At 71.4% G+C, this 15,949-nt stretch carries 13 protein-coding genes; 3 read left to right on the forward strand and 10 right to left on the reverse strand.

Annotation, left to right across the window (positions count from 1 at the left end; translation table 11 throughout):
• The first annotated feature begins 14 nt into the window (after positions 1-14).
• Positions 15-833, forward strand: coding sequence for a CDP-diacylglycerol--serine O-phosphatidyltransferase (pssA, locus tag ACZ60E_RS07960; protein WP_384807094.1), 819 nt, complete (start codon positions 15-17; stop codon positions 831-833).
• Between the two features lie 147 nt (positions 834-980).
• On the opposite strand, the gene ACZ60E_RS07965 is transcribed toward pssA, so the two are convergent.
• The 5 genes from ACZ60E_RS07965 to ACZ60E_RS07985 are packed head-to-tail and all read right to left on the reverse strand — an operon-like array spanning position 981 to position 5,945.
• Positions 981-2,255 (reverse strand): ABC transporter substrate-binding protein, encoded by a 1,275-nt coding sequence (locus ACZ60E_RS07965; RefSeq protein ID WP_469438958.1) that lies wholly within the window; start codon positions 2,253-2,255, stop codon positions 981-983.
• Complete coding sequence (locus ACZ60E_RS07970; RefSeq protein WP_384807092.1) at positions 2,252-3,355, reverse strand: branched-chain amino acid ABC transporter permease; 1,104 nt, start codon at positions 3,353-3,355, stop codon at positions 2,252-2,254. Before ACZ60E_RS07970 ends, ACZ60E_RS07965 begins: the two co-directional genes overlap by 4 nt.
• Positions 3,356-3,377: 22 nt before the next feature.
• Complete coding sequence (locus ACZ60E_RS07975; RefSeq protein ID WP_210888455.1) at positions 3,378-4,268, reverse strand: branched-chain amino acid ABC transporter permease; 891 nt, start codon at positions 4,266-4,268, stop codon at positions 3,378-3,380.
• The gene (locus ACZ60E_RS07980) at positions 4,265-5,128 is read right to left on the reverse strand and encodes an ABC transporter ATP-binding protein (protein WP_469438959.1); all 864 of its coding nucleotides are present in this window, start codon (positions 5,126-5,128) and stop codon (positions 4,265-4,267) included. The genes ACZ60E_RS07975 and ACZ60E_RS07980 overlap by 4 nt, the downstream gene beginning before the upstream one ends.
• A gap of 10 nt (positions 5,129-5,138) precedes the next feature.
• Positions 5,139-5,945, reverse strand: a complete 807-nt coding sequence (locus ACZ60E_RS07985; RefSeq protein WP_384807024.1) for an ABC transporter ATP-binding protein — start codon at positions 5,943-5,945, stop codon at positions 5,139-5,141.
• Between the two features lie 223 nt (positions 5,946-6,168).
• Between ACZ60E_RS07985 and ACZ60E_RS07990 the strand changes: the two genes are divergently transcribed.
• Positions 6,169-7,365 (forward strand): PucR family transcriptional regulator, encoded by a 1,197-nt coding sequence (locus ACZ60E_RS07990; RefSeq protein WP_453795715.1) that lies wholly within the window; start codon positions 6,169-6,171, stop codon positions 7,363-7,365.
• 225 nt (positions 7,366-7,590) lie between these two features.
• On the opposite strand, the gene ACZ60E_RS07995 is transcribed toward ACZ60E_RS07990, so the two are convergent.
• Entirely contained in the window at positions 7,591-8,757 is a 1,167-nt protein-coding gene (locus ACZ60E_RS07995; RefSeq protein WP_469438960.1) for a glycerate kinase, read from the reverse strand.
• Between the two features lie 143 nt (positions 8,758-8,900).
• A complete protein-coding gene (locus ACZ60E_RS08000) occupies positions 8,901-9,152 on the reverse strand; it encodes a hypothetical protein (protein WP_384807019.1) in 252 nt (83 codons plus the stop codon).
• A 169-nt stretch (positions 9,153-9,321) separates the two neighbouring features.
• Between ACZ60E_RS08000 and ACZ60E_RS08005 the strand changes: the two genes are divergently transcribed.
• Positions 9,322-9,813, forward strand: coding sequence for an NUDIX domain-containing protein (locus ACZ60E_RS08005; RefSeq protein ID WP_469438961.1), 492 nt, complete (start codon positions 9,322-9,324; stop codon positions 9,811-9,813).
• A gap of 28 nt (positions 9,814-9,841) precedes the next feature.
• Here the strand turns inward: ACZ60E_RS08005 and ACZ60E_RS08010 are convergent, their stop codons facing one another.
• From ACZ60E_RS08010 to ACZ60E_RS08020, 3 genes are all read right to left on the reverse strand, one after another.
• Positions 9,842-10,369, reverse strand: coding sequence for a methylated-DNA--[protein]-cysteine S-methyltransferase (locus ACZ60E_RS08010; RefSeq protein WP_469438962.1), 528 nt, complete (start codon positions 10,367-10,369; stop codon positions 9,842-9,844).
• Positions 10,366-11,880: an AlkA N-terminal domain-containing protein gene (locus ACZ60E_RS08015; RefSeq protein WP_469439016.1), complete on the reverse strand. Its 1,515-nt coding sequence runs from the start codon at positions 11,878-11,880 to the stop codon at positions 10,366-10,368. The genes ACZ60E_RS08010 and ACZ60E_RS08015 overlap by 4 nt, the downstream gene beginning before the upstream one ends.
• 99 nt (positions 11,881-11,979) lie before the next feature.
• The gene (locus tag ACZ60E_RS08020; protein ID WP_469438963.1) at positions 11,980-15,930 is read right to left on the reverse strand and encodes a glycoside hydrolase family 2 TIM barrel-domain containing protein; all 3,951 of its coding nucleotides are present in this window, start codon (positions 15,928-15,930) and stop codon (positions 11,980-11,982) included.
• Positions 15,931-15,949 lie beyond the last annotated feature (19 nt).

Here is a 15,949-nt window from a genome sequence, read left to right on the forward strand (position 1 = left end):
CGCAGACCGGCTGGGTGCCGGATGCCGACGAGCTGGACGACGAGGAGGAGATGCCCCTCTCTCTCCGCCTCTCAATAGCGGACACGCTCACGCTCGGTAACGCCACGTGCGGCTTCATGGCGGTGTACTTCACCACCACCGGCATCCTGATCCCGCACCTCACGGGCAGCCAGGAGACCGGCATGGCGCGGCACAGTGCCGCCACGGCCGTGATCCTGATGCTCTGCGCGGCGGTCTTCGACCTGTTCGACGGTCTGGTCGCCCGCAAGCTGCGATCGTCCCCGATGGGCGCGGAGCTGGACAACCTCTCGGACCTGATCAGCTTCGGTCTGGCGCCGGCGTACTTCGTGCTCGTCTACGGCATGGTCGCCGACGACGCGCACCAGCGGGTCGCGGCGGTGGGCGGGATCGTGGTCCTGCTGGCGGTCGTGCTGCGGCTGGCGAGATTCTCGTGCGTCACCGTCAAGGACGGCACCTTCCAGGGCATGCCGTCGCCGTTCGGCGCTCTGACGGTCGTCTCGATCGTGCTGCTCGAGCTGCCGTTCGTCGCCACGCTCATGGCGATCATCGGTACGGCGTGGCTGATGGTGAGCCGGGTCGAGTACCCGAAGCCGCGCGGGCGGCTCGCGGGGGCGATGCTCTCCTGGATCGTGCTCAGCATGGCGCTGCTGGCGGCGTGGGCCTTCGATGCGCCGGGTGGGCAGCTGTTGCTGCAGACCGGGTGCGCGTTGCAGTTGGTCATGGGGGCCGTCATCCCCCTCTTCGCCACTGCTCGGCGGGTCAACAACTTCCGCGGCAATCGGCGGGATGCACGGGCGGCGCAGTTGCCCTAGCGGGCGGTGCGTGATGTGACGTCGAAGGGCCCCGAACCTTTATCGGTTCGGGGCCCTTCGTGTGGAGTGCCGTCGGGTGCGGGTGCGTGGGGGCCGGTCGCGCAGTTCCCCGCGCCCCTGAGGGGCCCCTGCGGGCCCCCAGGGGTCCTACGCGCTCGGTGTGTATGCCTCCGCCACCGTCGAGGCCGCCGGCTCCTGGACCACCTTCATGCCGCCCGTCACCGACTTGTCCGGCTGGAGGATGACGCTCTCCTTGGAGGAGGGGGCCTTGGGGTCCGTGAAGTTCTGCGGGATGCCGAAGCCCGTGTCCAGGGCGTCGATGGTGAGCAGGGCCTTGTCCACGCCCTCACGGGTCAGGTCCTTGGACGCGCAGGCCTTCTTCAGCGCCTCACCGAAGGCGGACGCGGCCGTCCAGCCGGCGACCACACCGTTGTCCAGGGAGTCCTTGGGATACGCCTTCTGGTAGTCGGTGACCAGCTTCTTGGCGCCCGGGGTGTCCGCTCCGATGGGCAGCGACGGCGAGGCCACCCAGTAGTTCTTCGCCAGGGCCGGACCCGCCTGGGTGGCGAGCAGCTGCGGGGCGAAGGCCGAGTTGTTGCCGATGATCGGGACGTTGAAGCCGCCCGCCGCCGCGACGCCGACCAGGGAGGCCGCCTGGCGGGGGCCCGCGCTGAGGACGACCGCCTTGACACCGGCCTTCTTCAGGGCGGCGACCTGCGCGGTCATGTCGTTGTCGGTCGGCTTGATCTTCTGCTCGACGACGGTCAGCCCGGTCTCCTTCGCGATGTGCTTGGAGCCGGCCAGCGCGCTCTCGCCGTAGTCGCCCTCGAAGTAGACGTGCCCGAGCTTGTCGCCCTTCTTGAGGCCCTTCTCCTTCATCAGGAAGTCGACGGCGTTGATCGTCTCGATGTCGTACGTGGACCCGATGACCCGGATGTACGGGCTGCCGAGCAGGGCGGACGACCAGGCCTGCGGCAGGACCAGGCCCTTGTCCTGGCCGTCGATGCGCGGCTTGGCCGCGGCGACGAACGGCGAACCGATGAACTGGGCGAACCCGAGCACCTTGGGCGCCAGCTCGGTGTACGCGGAGACGGCCTTCTGCGGGTCGTAGCCGTGGTCGCGGACGGTCAGCTCGACCTTGTAGCCGCACACGCCCCCGCCGTCGTTCAGCTGCTTCACATAGAGCTGCTGGGCCTGGGTGACGCTCTTGCCGAGGGTGGCGTAGACCCCCGTCATGTCGGTGAGGGCGCCCAGCGAGATGGTCTTGCCGGAGATGCCCTCACCGGTCTTCACCTCTCCCGCGGCGGTGTCGCCCTTCTTGTCGTCATCCTTGGCCTTGGAGCTGCAGCCGGACAGCAGCAGCAGCGCCGCGATCGCACCGGCGGCCACCCTGGTCGTGCGGGTCGTGTTCAACGTGCTCATCGTTCCTCCCCTGGATCGGTCCTGAAGCGTCGTCCGGCGGCCACCCTGACCAGGCCGCCGGGAAGGAAGAGCACCACCACGACAATGGCGGCGCCGTAGAGGTACCGGGATGCCTCCCCCGGTGCGATCCCGCCCGTACCGGGGGCGGAGACCAGGGGCAGCGCATCGCTGTAGCGGGTCAGCAGCTGCGGCAGCACGGAGACGAACACCGCGCCGATCACCGCCCCCGAGACCGAGCCGAGCCCGCCGATGACGATCATGGCGAGGTATTCGAGCGACAGCGTGATGCCGAAGTAGTCCGGCACCGTCCGCTGGAAGACCAGGGCGAGCAGGACGCCCGCGAGGCCCGCGTACATGGAGGACAGGACGAAGACGGCGGCCCGGTAGCGGGCCACCGGGACGCCCATGACACCGGCGGCGATGCGGTGGTCGCGGATGGCGTTCATGGCGCGTCCGGGGCGCCCGCGCAGCACCCCGCGGGCGAAGAGCGCGCCGCCGAGGAGCATCACGAGCGCCGCGTACCAGAGCTTCTCCGCAGAGCCGAACGGGACGTTGGCGACGAGGAGTTCACTGTCGTCGAAGGTCAGCCCGAACAGGCTCAGGGGCGGTACGTCACGGCCGTTGAAGCCGCCCGTGAGGTCCTTGGCGTTGAACAGCACGTGCTGGCCGATGAAGATCAGCGCGAGCGTGGCGATGCCCAGATAGGCGCCGCGCAGGCGTCCCGCGATGGGGCTGAAGACGCCGCCCGCCAGGCCCGCGACCAGGACGGCGAGGACGGCCGCGAGCCAGGTCGGCAGGCCCAGGCCGGTCAGCCCGTCACCGCCGTCCGCGGCGAACACGCAGTAGCCGTACGCGCCGACCGCGAGGAAGAAGGCGTGCCCCATGGAGAGCTGGCCGGTGGAGCCGGTGAGCAGGTTGAGCCCGATCGCGCCGATCGCCGCGGCCATCGCGAACAGACCCGCCTGGAGCCAGAAGCGGTCCAGGTAGAAGGGCAGGGCGAGCAGCAGGAGGCTGCCTGCGGCCCAGACGTACGTACGGGCGCGGGTGGGGAGCCGCAGGGGGCGGCGGGCGGGGGTCTCGGATGCGGGTGCTTCGGACACCGGTGCTTCGGAGACGGGTGTCTCAGACACGGGCCAGCTCCTTCGTGCCGAACAGCCCGGCGGGCCGGATGAGCAGGATCACGGTCATCACGAGGTAGGGGGCGACATCGCCCAACCCCCGGCCAAGGAAAGACAGTTCGCTCTGGTAGCCGGTCGCGAGGGATTCCGTGACGCCGACGATGAGACCGCCGACGAGTGCTCCGGTGGTGGAGTCGAGGCCGCCGAGGATCGCGGCGGGGAAGGCCTTGAGGGCGGCGAGCGAGGTGGCCCGCTCCAGGCCCGGGGTGGGGAAGACGGTCAGGAACAGGGCGGCCACGGCGGCGAGCCCGCCCGCCACGGCCCAGGCGCCGAGCGACACCCGCCCGAGCCGTACGCCCATCAGCGCCGCCGTCTCCGTGCTCTCGGCGGCGGCCCGCATGGCCACACCCCAGGAGGTGTACCGGAAGGTGAGCAGGAAGGCCGTGATGAGCAGGCCCGCGGTGACGAAGGCGGCGATGCGCGTGTGGGCGAGCGAGATGGAGCCGATGGTGAGGACGTCGTCGCCCCACGGGTCGCCGAGCGGCAGGACGTCGGTGCCGATCCGGCGGGTGAGTTCCGTGGTGAGGAGGATGTCCACGCCGATGGTGACGATGGCGAGGACGCTGTGGTCGGAGCCCCGGTAGCGGCGCATCACGAAGAACTCGACGGCCGCCCCGACCAGCGCGGCCCCGGCGATCCCGGCCAGCAGGGCGGGCCAGAAGCCGATGTCGTCGTGGAGGACCGCGGTGATGTACCCGCCGGCCAGCAGCAGGGACGCATGGGCGAAGTTGACGACCTCGGTGGCCCGGAAGATGACCACGAAGCCGAGGGCGATGAGGGCGTAGACCGACCCCATCGACAGCCCGTTGAGGAGGAGTTCGGCGAAGGTGCTCACGGCGTGCTCTCCTCTTTCCCGGAGCGCCCGGCCCCTTCGGGTTCCTCGGAGCGCTCCCCCAGATAGGCGCGTACGACCGCCGGATCGTTCTGTACGTCGGCGGGGGCGCCGTCCGCGATGTGGCGCCCGAAGTCGAGTACGGTCACCGCGTCGGCGAGCCGCATCACCACCCCCATGTCGTGTTCCACCAGGACGATCGAGATGCCGAGGCTGTCGCGGACCCCCGCGATCACGGCGGAGGTGCGGATCCGCTCGTCGGCGGTCATGCCCGCGACCGGCTCGTCCAGGAGCAGCAGCCGGGGCTCCATGCACAGGGCGCGGGCGAGTTCGGCGAGCTTCTGCTGCCCGTACGGCAGCGAACCCGCCGGACGGCCGAGGCAGGACGAGATGCCGACGAACTCGGCGATCTCACGGACGCGTTCACGGTGACGGCGCTCCTCACGGGCCGCCGAGGGCAGCTTCAGTCCCGCGGCGAGGAAGCCCGTGCGGGTCAGCCGGTGGCGGCCCAGCAGGAGGCTGTCCTCGACGGTGGCGAGCGGGGGCAGGGCGAGGTTCTGGAAGATGCGGGCGACGCCCAGACCGGCGATGCGGTGCGGAGGCATGCCGGTGAGTTCGTGCTCGCCGAAGCGGACGCTGCCGGAGGTGGCGCGGTAGACGCCGGACAGCACGTTGAAGCAGGTGGACTTGCCAGCCCCGTTGGGGCCGATGAGGGCGTGCACGGTGCCGGGGCGCACGGTGAAGTTCACGGCGTCCAGGGCGGTCAGACCGGCGAAGCGCACGGTCAGGTCCCGTACCTGAAGCGGTGGTACGTCCGTGTCGGAGCCGGGTGAAGTGGGCTGCGGTGGCGCGTCGTTCGTCATGGTGAGGTGCTCACCCCTTCCATCGGGTCAGCGCCGGGTGCGAGGTGCGGGCCCGCTCGGCGTCGGCCGCCGCGTCCTCGTCGACCACGCCCAGGTAGCGGCGGCGCACCTCGTCGGAGGCGGCCAGTTCGTCGGCCGGCCCCGACAGGGTGACCTCGCCGACCTCCAGGACGTACGCCCGGGTGGCCAGGCGCAGGGCCAGAGCGGCGTTCTGCTCCACGAGCAGGATCGAGGTGCCCTGGGTGTTGATCTCCCGTACCGTCTCGGCGATCCGCGCCGCCATCAACGGGGCGAGCCCCAGGGACGGTTCGTCGAGGAGCAGCATCCTCGGGGCGGCCATCAGGGCGCGGCCGACCGCGAGCATCTGCTGTTCCCCGCCGGACAGCAGACCGGCGTGCTGCTGGGCGCGGTCGGCGAGGACGGGGAACAGTTCGTGGACGCGGCGCAGGGCGGCGGCCCGCTCGGCACGGCCGCCGGTGGCACCGAGCGCCCCGGCGCGCAGGTTGTCGGCGACGGTCATCCGGGCGAACACCCGCCGCCCTTCCGGGATCTGGGAGATCCCGGCGGCCACCACCCGGTCCGGTGCGAGGCCGTCCATCCGACGGCCGTCGAACTCGACCGTGCCGCCGGTGACCGCGCCGCCGTGGAAGGACAGGGTCCGGCAGATGGCCCGCAGGAGGGTCGTCTTGCCCGCGCCGTTGCCGCCGAGGACCGTGACGACGGCTCCTTCCGGCACCTCCAGGGACACCTGGCGCAGTGCTCGTACGGGCCCGTATCCGACCGACAGGTCCCGTACGGCCAGCCCCGACCCACCCATGGCATTCCCCCTGTCATCGCGGTCATCGCGCTCCTGATCGCCTCGCACCCGACGTGTTCACGTCCGGTGTGGCGCTCACCACAGCACCGGTGGAGGCGTCCGTCCACGGGGCGCGGGCGAATCGCTGCGGGTGACCAGCGGGTGCGGGCAGGCGTTGTGCGCGCGCACAACACCGCGTGTCAGGGGCCTGTGCGGGGCGGCACACAGGTGGCATCCTCCGGCCATGGGAGCCCGCAGAAGGCGTACCGGTCATGACTGGAAGCTGCTCGCCGAGTCCTGCACGGCGCTGCTGGAGCGGCTGCCGGAACTCGTCGACGAGCACATGCGGCAACTGGCCGAACACTCCCCCGTCTACGGGGAGTTCCTGCCGTACGACCAGCAGTGGCGGGAGGCCCAGGACGCGATGCGGATCGGGATCGAGACGATCTCCGCGCCCCGGGACTCGCCCCGCCGCGATCTGGAGTACGCGGAGGACGCGGGCCGGCGCCGGGCCCAACAGGGCCTGCCGCTGGAGCTGCTGGTGCACGCGTACCGCTCCGCCGGCTATCTGGTGTGGGACGCGCTGCTTGAGGCGGCGGCCGGCAGGGAGCCCGAGCGTCTCGGGGTGCTGATGCGGTCGGCGACCATGGTGTGGTCCGCCGTCGACGCGCAGGCCGCGACGGCGACCGAGGCGTACCGGGCGACCGAGATGGAGCTGCGGAGGCGTACCGACGAACGGCTCCAGGCGCTCCTCGACGCGCTCCTGGAGGGCCAGGAGGCGCCCGGCCTCGCGGCGCGCGCCGCCGCCGGTCTCGACCTTCCCGAGCGGGGTCCTTACGCGGTGGTCGTCCTGCGCTCGGAGCGGCGCGAGCCGTTGCGGCGGCCCGTGGAGGGGGCGGGCCTGCGGTTCGTCTGGCGGATGCGGGCCGACTGCGAGGTCGGAGTGGTGGCGCTCGGGCCCGGACAGGGGCTCGACGGGGTCGCCCGCGCGCTCGACGGGCGGTGTTCCGGTCCCGGCGGGATCAGCCCCGTGGTCGCCGGGCTCGCCGAGCTCGGGCGGGCGCGGCGGCTCGCCGAACTGGCCCTGCGTACGTGTCCGCCGGACGCCAGTGCCGTCGTGCGGCTCGATCAGCGGATGCCGACCGCGCTCGTCGTCAGCCAGCCCGAGCTGGCGTCGCGGCTGGTGGCGGACGTGTTCGGTTCCCTGCTGGAACTCGAACCGCCGGATCGGGCCGTGCTGTTGGAGACGCTTGACGCGTGGCTGAGTTGTGAGGGGTCTGCCGGGCGGGCGGCGGGGCGGCTGTACTGCCACCGGAACACTGTCTTCAACCGCCTGCGACGGCTGGAACAACTGACGTCGCGGTCGTTGGCGCGACCGCGGGACCTGATCGAGATGACGTTGGCGTTGGATGCGTATCGCTTGGCGGGGGTTGGGGGGTAGGGGGGAGCGCCTTGTTTTCGCCCCCGCCGCCCCTACCCGTTCCCGTCACTGACTCGGGGGCGCTGCCCCCGAACCCCCGGTCCTCAAACGCCGGACGGGCTGAAAACCTCGCGGACCGGCGGATACCTCCAGCCCGTCCGGCGTTTGAGGACAAAGGGGGGCGAGGGGGCGCAGCCCCCATACATGGACGGGAACGGGTAGGGGCGGCGGGGGCGAGAAAAGCCCTCAGGTCAGGAAATCCTGTGCGATCCGTTCGGCCACCCGTTCCAGGATCGGGCCCGCGTCAGCGATGCATCGGCCCACATCCGGCTCGACATCGGTGAGCGGATACACCCGCCGAATCCCCGCCCGCCCCAGCGCCTCAGGAGCAAGAGCCAACCGCCCGCACACGGCGATGACCTCCTTGCCGGCGGCACGAGCCGCCGCCGCAACCCCCGCGGGAGCCTTCCCGTGGAGGGTCTGCTCGTCCAGCGACCCCTCCCCCGTGATGACGAGCGTCGCCCGCTCCAGCGCCGGCCCGAACCCGAGCACGTCGAGCATGACCTCGATACCGGGCCGGAAACTCGCGCCGAGGCCGACCAGGGCCCCGTACCCGATGCCACCGGCGGCCCCGGCCCCGGGCGCGACGGCGTACTCCGCGGCCCGGCTCCCGATCGACTTCTCCAGGATCGCGGCGAAGTGGGCGAGCCCCGCGTCGAGCACCGCGACGTCGTCCGGGGAGGCGCCCTTCTGCGGCCCGTACACCGCCGGTGCGCCCTTCGGCCCGGTCAGCGGGTTGTCCACGTCGCTCGCGAGGACCACGTCGACATCGGCGAGGCGGGGGTCGAGACCGGTCAGGTCCGCCGTGGCGAGTTCTCCGAGGGAACCGCCCCCGGGCGGTACGGGCTCGCCGTCCTCGTCGAGGAACCGGGCCCCGAGCGCGGCCAGCATCCCGGCCCCGCCGTCGGTGGTCGCACTGCCGCCGACGCCGAAGACGATCGTCCGGGCCCCGGCGTCGAGCGCGGCCCGCAGCAGTTCCCCGGACCCGTACGTGGACGCCGTGAGCGGCGCGAAGGTCCCGGCGGGCAGTCGCTGCAGCCCGCTGGCCTCGGCCATCTCCACGACCGCGGTCCCGTCGCGCAGGGCGAAGGCGGCGGTGACCTCGTCACCGAGCGGCCCGGCGACCCGTACCTCGTGGCGTTCGAACCCGGCGGCGACCGCCGCGGCCACGGTGCCGTCGCCGCCGTCGGCCACGGGGAGCGACTCGACCTCGACCCGGGGCGCGATCCGGTGCAGTCCCGCGGTGACCCGCTCGGCCACCTGGACGGCCGTGAGCGAGCCCTTGAACTTGTCCGCGGCGACGAGTACGCGCTGGATCTGGCTTCCGGTCCGGTTCACTGCAGCGTCAGCCACCTTGTGTTCCCCTTGCTCTTCGGGCCTTGCGCATGTCAAGGCAGTCGCGCCGCTGCGACCCTAACCGCAGGAGGGGGCCGCTGCCCAGGGCGGTTCTCAGGACCCGGACAGCGGTCGGACAGGCTGGGCGGGACGGCGGCGGGTCAGCCGGCGTCGGTGCCGCGCGAGTCGTAGAGCTGGTGTGTCAGCGTTCCCTTGTGTCCGAACGGGATGCTGATGTGCTCCAGCACATCCTCCAGCAGGTCGAGGTCCCCGGTCCGCACACCGACGTCCCCGGTGGTGACCAGAGGCTCGGCCGGAGCGGCCTGGGCGACGGCGGCACCGGGGCCGGACAGGACGGCGGCGACCGCGACGGCACCGGCCGCGAGGGCCGTCGTACGACTCAACGACTTCATGGGACTCCCAACACGCAATACGAATAAAACCTGACGACCTTCTCATGTGGTGCGGTGCCGTACGTATGCAAAACAGCTGAGACCGAGAGGAATTCGACAGACCGGGTGTAAGTCCTCCACGCGTTGACGATCTTGCGGAACCTCCCGTCGATCTCGCTACGCTGGCCCGATGACCACCCCTGACTACGCCACGTACATCGCGGGCCTCCCCCGAGTGCTCGTCGGCGCCGCCGCCCTCTTCCGTGACGCCGAGGGCCGTGTGCTGCTCGTCGAGCCCAACTACCGTGCGGGCTGGGCGCTGCCGGGCGGGACCGTGGAGTCGGACGCCGGGGAGACCCCGAGGCAGGGGGCACACCGGGAGACCCTTGAGGAGATCGGCCTCGACCTGGAGATCGGCAGGCTGCTCGCGGTGGACTGGGTGCCCGGTACGGAGCGGCCCCCGATCGTGGCGTACCTGTACGACGGTGGAGTCCTCACGGAGGAGCAGTTCAAGTCGATCCGCCTCCAGGAGTCGGAACTGCTGTCCTGGCGCCTGGTCCCGCGCGAGGAACTCGCGGACCACATGCCGGGCTCCCTGGGCCGCCGCGTGCTCACCGCACTCGACGTACTGACGGAGGGCAGGGGCACGGCGGAACTGGAGAACGGCGACCCGGTCGGCTGACGCGCCCCGCCGTCTCTCCCGCAGCGGCTCATAAGAGTGCCAGGGTTCCTTCCTGCCCCTCCTGTCCCGCTCCCTGTCCGCCCCGTTCGAAGTCCAGCAGTTGCTGCTTGCGTTGCAGGCCGCCGCCGTAGCCCGTCAGGCTGCCGTCCGCGCCCACCACGCGGTGGCAGGGCACGATGATCCCCAGTGGGTTCTTGCCGTTGGCGAGGCCCACCGCGCGTGACGCGTTCGGATTGCCGAGGGCGTCGGCGAGTTGACCGTACGAACGGGTCTCGCCGTACGGGATTCTGCGGAGTTCCGCCCAGACGGAACGCTGGAACGGGGTTCCGTGGAGGTGCAGTTGGACGGAGAAGTCCTTCAACTCGCCTGCGAAATAGGCCCGTAGTTCCTCGGCCACCTCGGCGAACGGTGTGTCGTCCGGGTCGCCGGGGTCGCCGAAGCTCTCCTCGGGCGGGCGGTGGCGCTGGTCGGTCATGTAGAGCCCGGAGAGGACGCCTCCGGTGGCGACCAGCGTGAGCGGGCCGTACGGGCTGTCGACGACGGTGTGCTGCTTCACTGTGTGTCCTTCGGTGCGTGAGCTGCTTGCTCGGGGAGGAAGTTGACGGGGTGGGTGCCCGTCGCCCACAGGTACTGGACGGCGTACGCGCGCCAGGGCCGCCAGTCCGCGGCGCGTGCCGTCAGCGCGGCCGGTGTGGACAGCAGGCCCAAGTCCCGTGCCGCGTAACGGATTCCGAGGTCGGTCACCGGGAAGGCGTCGGGGTCGCCGAGGGCACGCATGGCGATGACCTCCACGGTCCAGGGGCCGAAGCCGGGCAGCGCCAGCAGCCGGGCCCTGGTCTCCGTCCAGTCGCCCTCGACGCCCAGCTGGAGGGTGCCGTCGGCCAGTTGGCCCACGAGTGTGGTGAGGGTGGTCCGGCGGGTGGCCGGCATGGCGAGGGCTTCGGGGTCGAGTGCCGCCAGGGCCTCGACGGACGGGAAGAGGTGGGTGAGGCCGCCCTCGGGATCGTCGACCGTCTCCCCGTGCGCCGTGACCAGGCGTCCCGCGTGCGTACGGGCGGCGGCCGTGGACACCTGCTGCCCCAGCACGGCCCGTACGGCGAACTCGGCCTCGTCGACCGTACGGGGCACCCGGCGGCCCGGTGCCTTGTCGACGAGCGGTGCCAGCACCGGATCCGTACGCAACTGGTCGTCGACCGCGACCGGGTCGGCGTCCAGGTCGAGCATGCGGCGGCAGCGGCTGATGGCGACGGTCAGGTCGCGCAGGTCGCTGAGGGTGAGCCGGCAGCCGATGTGGTCGGGCTCCGGAGTGAGCGCGACGACCCCGTGGCCGTACGGCAGACGCAGGGTGCGCCGGTACGCGCCGTCGCGCCACTCCTCCACCCCGGGTACGGCGGTGGCGGCGAGGTGGCCGAAGAGGTTGTCGGGGTTGAGCGGCGCCCGGAAGGGCAGCCGGAGCGTCAACACCCCAGGCGTGCCGGTCGGGTCGGCGCGGTCGGCGCGGTTCTTGGGTGCCCTGGTGCGCAACTCGCTCGGGGCGAGGGCGAAGACCTCACGGACCGTGTCGTTGAAGGTGCGGACGGAGGAGAAGCCCGCCGCGAAGGCGATCTCGGCCATCGGGAGCGATGTCGTCTCGATGAGCAGCCGTGCGGTCTGGGCGCGCTGGGCGCGGGCCAGGGCGAGCGGGCCGGCGCCCAGTTCGGCGAGGAGCTGGCGTTCGATCTGCCGGGTGCTGTAGCCGAGGCGGGTCGCGAGCCCCGGCACGCCCTCGCGGTCCACGGTCCCGTCGCCGATGAGCCGCATCGCACGGGCCACGAGGTCGGCGCGCTGGTTCCACTCGGGTGAGCCGGGGCTCGTGTCGGGGCGGCAGCGTTTGCACGCCCGGAACCCGGCCTGCTGGCAGGCGGCGGCGCTCGGGTAGAACGTCATGTTCTCCGGCTTCGGAGGCACGACGGGGCAGCTGGGCCGGCAGTAGATCCGCGTGGTGAGGACCGCGGTGAAGAACCATCCGTCGAAGCGGGCGTCCTTCGACTGGACGGCGCGCACACAGCGCTCGGTCTCGGCGTGCATCCCGTTCTGCATGCCACCAGCATCGCCCTCGGTCAGGGCGATGGCTGGCGGGAATGCGACATCTGCCTCAGCCCGGTTCCCTCCCCCGGGCCCCGGGGCTCACTCCTCGGCCGTGGGTCGCCGGGAGGCCGCCGTCGCCCTGTCGACGTCGGTCAGGGGGCGCAGCCGGTAGGTGTAGGCGTAGTCCCGGTCGGCGAAGAGCTTGTACTCGTCGTGGGTGTGCGCGCCCCAGCTGTTGTCGCCGCCGATGCCCATCTGCCGGTGGTTGACGCGCAGGACGACCTCGTCCCGCCGGGTCAGCTGGTAGTCGTGGCGCGTGCCGACGGACAGGTCCTCGGGGGTGAAGTGCGAGGCGTTGACCTCGATGAGCGGTTCGCCGGAGACGAGCAGCCCGGTGCCGTCGCGGCCGGTGAGGGCGGCCCAGCGGACGTCGGTCTTGTTGCCGTTCTCCTGGGGGCGGATGTAGGGCGTCCACTGTTCGGAGACGGTCCCGGAGTACAGCCCCACGTCGGTGCCGTCGTTGCGGTCCCAGTGGTTCTCCTCGGGGCCGCGGCCGTAGTAGTGCAGGTGCTCCAGCCGGCCCGGGAGGAAGAGCAGGGTGCCGACCTCCGGGATGTAGGGCAGGTTGGCCGCGCCCGGGTGGAGAGTGTTGTCGACCTTGATCTCGCCGTTGCCGAAGACCGTGTAGGTGGTGGTGTACACGGATTCGGTGCTGGTGGGCAGGGTCCCGGTGACCTTGATCCGGACGGCCCGGTCGCGCAGGGTGTCCACGCTGACGTCCGTCACCTTGCGCAGGGTCCCGGCGTCGCGCCAGGTCTGGTTGCGGACGTGCTGGCCGTTGCCCCGGTCGTTGTCGGTCGGTGCCCGCCAGAAGTTCGGCACGGGCCCGGAGGTGAGGAGCCGGGCGCCCCGGGCCTCGTACGAGGTGATGACTCCGGTCCTCTTGTCGACGGTCACGGAGAAGCCGTCGCCCCGGACCGTGACGGACCGCTCGCCGTCCTGGTGGCGCAGGGCGGGCACCCGGGTCAGGGGAACGGGCCGCACGGCGGGGCTGTCGGCGTCGACCGGCAGTTGCTCGGCGGCCACCTCGAAGCCGGCCTCGGCCCACTTGGTGCGTTCCTTGGTGGTGAAGGACAGCCGCAGGAAGTACTCCGTGCCGGGCGCCGGGTCAGCCGGCAGCCCGACGGGCACGGTGATGTTCTTGCTGCTGAGCGGCGCCACGTCCAGCTGGGCGCGGCTCAGCCGTCCGCGCCGCACGGTCCGGCCGTCGGCGACGAGCGTCCAACTGCCGTCGAAATCACGGAGGTTGGTGAACAGGTACTCGTTGGTGAGGGTGACGGCCACTCCGGCGGCGCCGACGGCCAGGGACTTCCCGGAGGCCGCCGGTGCGGCGTTGATCGCCTGGTAGATCCGCTTGACCTGCGCGGCCTTGCCGGTGTGTCCGCGGTCGGCGGTGACGATGCCGTCCGCGACGAAGGCCCCGTCGTTCGGGTGGTCGCCCCAGTCGCCACCGTACGCGAAGAAGTCGCGGCTCTCGGGGCGGTTCCCTGGCCGCTTCTCCGTCACCTTCACGGTGGCCGCGTCGAACCAGAACCGCACGCCGTCGTCGCCGGGGCCGCGTCCGTCCGAGGCGAGTTCGGCCGCGGACAGCGCGCGGGCGTAGACGCGCGCCCGCCGGATCGTGCCGCTGAACTCCCGGGTGGGGTTGTCGACGTCGGTGGCGAGCGAGAGCGGCGCGGTGTTGACCGCGGGCCGCCGGGTGGTGGTGCGGGTGGCCCGGACCGTGCCGTCGACGTGCAGGGTCAGGGTGCCCGCCGCCGCGTCGAAGACGCCCGCGATGTGGTGTTCCCGGCCGGTCCAGTCGTCCGGGAGGGCCCAGGTGGCGCTGATCCACTGACCGTCGCCGTAGAGGAAGAACTCCAGGTTCTCGCCGTTCTGCTTGAGGGCGTACTGGGTGTCGCCCTTGGTGATGAGCGGCTGGTGGTAGCCGGTCACCTCCGGGGTGACCCAGGCCTCCAGCGTCAGGGAACCGGTGAGGTCGAGTCCGGGGTCGCGGGCGAAGACGGTGCTGCCGGACAGCCCCTTCCGCCGGTCGAAGGTCGCGGCGGCGGCCTGGATCTCGCCGCGCACCGCGCCCGGCCCGGTCTCCGTGAAGAGGGTGCGCGTGGGGACCGGCGTGGTCAGGGACTGGTCGACGAAGTCCCAGATCCAGCCGCCCTGGAGCACGTCGTGGCGGCGGATGAGGTCCCAGTACTTCTTGAAGTTGCCGGTCGAGTTCCCCATCGAGTGCGAGTACTCGATCATGACGTACGGGCGGGTGTCGGAGGTGTCCTCGGCACGGGCCTCGACGCGCGCGGGGCTGTCGTACATCTCGGAGCGGATGTCACTGATCGCGGGCCGGTCGTCGCCCTCGTACTGGATGACACGGGTCGTGTCGTACGAGCGGATCCAGTCGTGCATGGCGACGAAGGTGCTGCCGCCGCCGGCCTCGTTGCCCAGCGACCAGATGACGACGGAGGCGTGGTTCTTGTCGCGGTGGACCATGTTCCGCGCGCGGGCCACACACGCCCTGCTCCAGTCGGGGTGGTCGCCCGGGTACTCGTCACGGATGCCGTGGGTCTCCAGGTTGGTCTCGTCCACCAGGTACAGGCCGTACTCGTCGGCCAGTTCGTACCAGTGGATGTTGTTCGGGTAGTGCGAGGTGCGGACGGTGTTGATGTTGGTCCGCTTGATGATCTCGATGTCCCTGACCAGGTCCGCGCGGGTGAGCGCGGTGCCGCGGTCGGGGTGCATCTCGTGCCGGTTGGTGCCCCGCAGGGAGACGGGCCGGCCGTTGATGCGCATCAGCCCGTCCTTCAGCGCGAACTCACGCAGACCGACGCGGTGCGAGAGCGTCTCGACGACCTTGCCCGCCGGATCGCGCAGCCGCAGCACGGCCGTGTACAGGTACGGGTCCTCGGCCGACCACAGCTTCGGCGCGGGCACGGACCTGGCGGCCTGTACGGTCACGTCCTCGCCGGCCGGGGCCGAGCCGAGGTCCACGGCCCGGTGCAGCGGGCGGGGCCAGACGGCGTGGCCGCGCGCGTCGTAGAGCTGGGTCTCGACGGAGTACGAGCCCGTGGCGCCCTCGTCCCCCTCGCGGTCGCCGTAGGCGCGCACGCTCGCGGTGACCGACAGTTCGGCGGTCCGGTGGTCGTCGCTCAGCGGGGTGTCCAGCTTGAAGTCGCGCAGGTGCACGGCCGGGGTGGAGTAGAGGTGGACCGAGCGGAAGATGCCGCTCAGCCGGATCATGTCCTGGTCCTCCAGCCAGTCCCCGTCGGAATAGCGGTACACCTCCACCGCGATCTGGTTGGTGCCGGGCTTCAGGTGCGGGGTGATGTCGTACTCGGCAGGGGTGTAGGAGTCCTCGTGGTAGCCGACGAGTTCTCCGTTGATCCACACGTAGTGGGCGGACTTGACCCCTTCGAAGTGCAGGAACGTCCGCCGCCCCGACCAGCCCTTCGGGACGGTGAAGGTACGTCTGTACTGGCCCACGGGGTTGTAGCGGGTCGGGGCGGCCGGTGGCTGCGGCTCCTCGCCCAGGCCGTTGGGGCCCCAGTAGGGGTACGTGATGTTGATGTAGATCGGGAAGTCGTAACCGTGCAGCTGCCAGACGGAGGGGACGGGGATGGTGTCCCAGGAGCTGTCGTCGACGTCGGTGCGGTGGAAGTCGGGGTCACGGTCGTCGGGGCGGTCGACGTAGGCGAACCTCCACTTCCCGTCGAGGCTCATCCGGTACGGCGAGCGGGTGCGGTCGCCGTCCAGCGCCTGCGCCACGTCCGCGTACGGGGTGAGGGTGGTGTGCGGCGGCTCGGTGCCGACCTGGAAGACGTCGATGGCGCCGTTCCACTCCGGGGAACCGTCCGCCGCGACGGGCCGGTCGGCCGCGTGGACCGCGGAGGCGGACGAGGGAAGGGCGAGCGCGCCGAGGACGACGGCCCCTCCCTCAAGAAGTCGGCGACGGCTGACGGGAGTCGTGTGCGGAGGCAGGTACGGGCGCGGGTGCGGCATGGCGGGGCCCTTCCTCGGT

This window comes from Streptomyces sp. NPDC102514 (assembly GCF_055584525.1).